Annotated in this window: 2 pseudogenes; both read left to right on the forward strand. The window is 46.3% G+C overall.

The annotated features are described in order from the left end of the window. Nucleotides 1-1,737: pseudogene (locus F6K53_RS38605) on the forward strand (hypothetical protein); the annotation flags it as partial. After that, nucleotides 1,728-1,984 (forward strand): annotated as a pseudogene (locus F6K53_RS38610) (peptidoglycan-binding protein LysM); the annotation flags it as partial. The pseudogenes F6K53_RS38605 and F6K53_RS38610, both read left to right, overlap by 10 nt.

The following is a 1,984-nucleotide window of genomic DNA, read 5'->3' on the forward strand; positions in this document are numbered from 1 at the left end:
AATTCAGCTTCACAAGCCAATAATTTCCAGGAATCGGGAAGTCCAGAAAATTCCCCCTTACTAAGTCGTCTGCAACGGCGACAAGAACAGTCTGGTGGAGTAATTAATACCCGCCAACTGCACCGCCATTACCAATCTACCCAAGCAACCACGGCCAGGCTGACCCAACGATTAACCCTACCAGAACAAATTAACTCCCGTTATGGTGCCAGTGGTTTACAACCCAAGTTAAATCTGGAGCGTTTTAGTCGCCCTAGGGTAGAATCGGCTGATGTCAGTAATACCTATCTGGAACCGACTAATGTTGCCCCTTCTAATGTTGCCCTTTCAGGGAGGGGAGAAGGGGTGCAAAGGTCAATGGCAACTAGGACTAATTCTCGCCAATTTCCCGACCACCTAGGGCATCAGGGGAGATCCCAACCACCATCTGGATCTGTCCCATCAACTAGTCCTAAGGTCCCGATTATCAGCCAAATTAAATCTTCAACTGTATCCAGGTCTAGGGCGTGTTTTCAAAGTTTTCCGCAAGATTATGATCCCCCCCAGCCCCCCGCGCGGAAGGGGGAGCCATACTCAAAGTCCCCCGAGCGAGGGATTGCTCGCTCGGGGGATAATGGGGGATCTCCGAGTTTGAAGACACGCCCTAGTGCTCAACCTCCAACATCTTTGCCAAGGCAAGTCAAGATTAATCGTCAGGCAACCTTATCTGCACTCCAGGATAAGTTTACACCTCCAGAGATTGTTCAGTCTCAGGTTGTCCCACCGCAAACAGAGGGTGATTTCCATTCCCCCTCTCCAGTCAATCCAGCTTCTGTTATACAAACTAAATTAGTTGTAGCTAAGCCCACTCAGCCTTTAGCGACAGGACAAACTAGCTCGACACCGGATTTAGTTTGGCGCTCCCAGGAGGAAGAGGAATCAGACAGTAGTTTGGTACAAACTAAGCTCTCGGATTCTAAGCCCAATCAGAGGATATCTGAAAACTTTTTTGATACTGAATTTTGCCCCCCTAGCCCCCCAATTCTGGGGGGAACAAGAATCCAATTGGCTGGTAAAAGTCCCCCAAAATTGGGGGATTTAGGGGGCTTGGATGTAGCAAATGAGACTTCTCAGACAACCTCTCAGGATATCTCTTTAGTTCAAACCAAACCGGTTGTTGTCAAACCAAGTCATCACCCCACAACCATAACTCCAACTATAAATACTAATCTGACCAAGGATAAAGCAATCAATAACTCGGCAGATAATTTGGTTTGGCGCTCCCAGGAGGAAAAAGAATCAGACAGTAGTTTGGTACAAACTAAGCTCTCGGATTCTAACCCCAATCAGGATATCTCTTTAGTTCAAACCAAACCGGTTGTTGTCAAACCAAGTCAGCCCTCAGCAACAACAACTACAAGCCCAAATAGAAATATCAATTTAGATACCGAGACAGGTAAAACTAGCTCGACACCGGATTTAGTTTGGCGCAAAACTGATAACGACTCTGTAGCCAAAGTATCGAAACTGCAACAGTTAAGCAATGGGGTGATTGCTCGTCAACCTAATCTAACTGGAGCTAATTCCATTCCCATGACAGCACCAGTAACTTCAACCACAGCCACGTCAAATCTACCAACACCCCCAGCCCAAGGAGTAGATGTGGATATCGAGGCAATAGCGGAACACGTTAGTCGTATTCTCACTCGTCAGCTAACGATGGAACAAGAACGTCGGGGGATAGAAAAATGGCATTAGCTAAACTAACTATAATTCCTTTGAAGTGGGAAAAAACTCAAGACAGTAAGTACCGTGCTGTAGAGTCGGAAGACAGAGCCAATTATCCAGAGATTACGGTTTTGTTTAACCCCGAATCCTATGCTATCAAAAAAGGAGTTAGTTGGAGTGGTTCGAGCCAAAAAGAATATAATGCGCCCATCTTAGATTTTGGTGGCGGGGGAAGTCGGGAACTAACTCTGGAATTGTTATTTGATGTTTCCGAAGG

The organism is Moorena sp. SIO4A1, from assembly GCF_010672065.1.
GTDB lineage: Bacteria > Cyanobacteriota > Cyanobacteriia > Cyanobacteriales > Coleofasciculaceae > Moorena.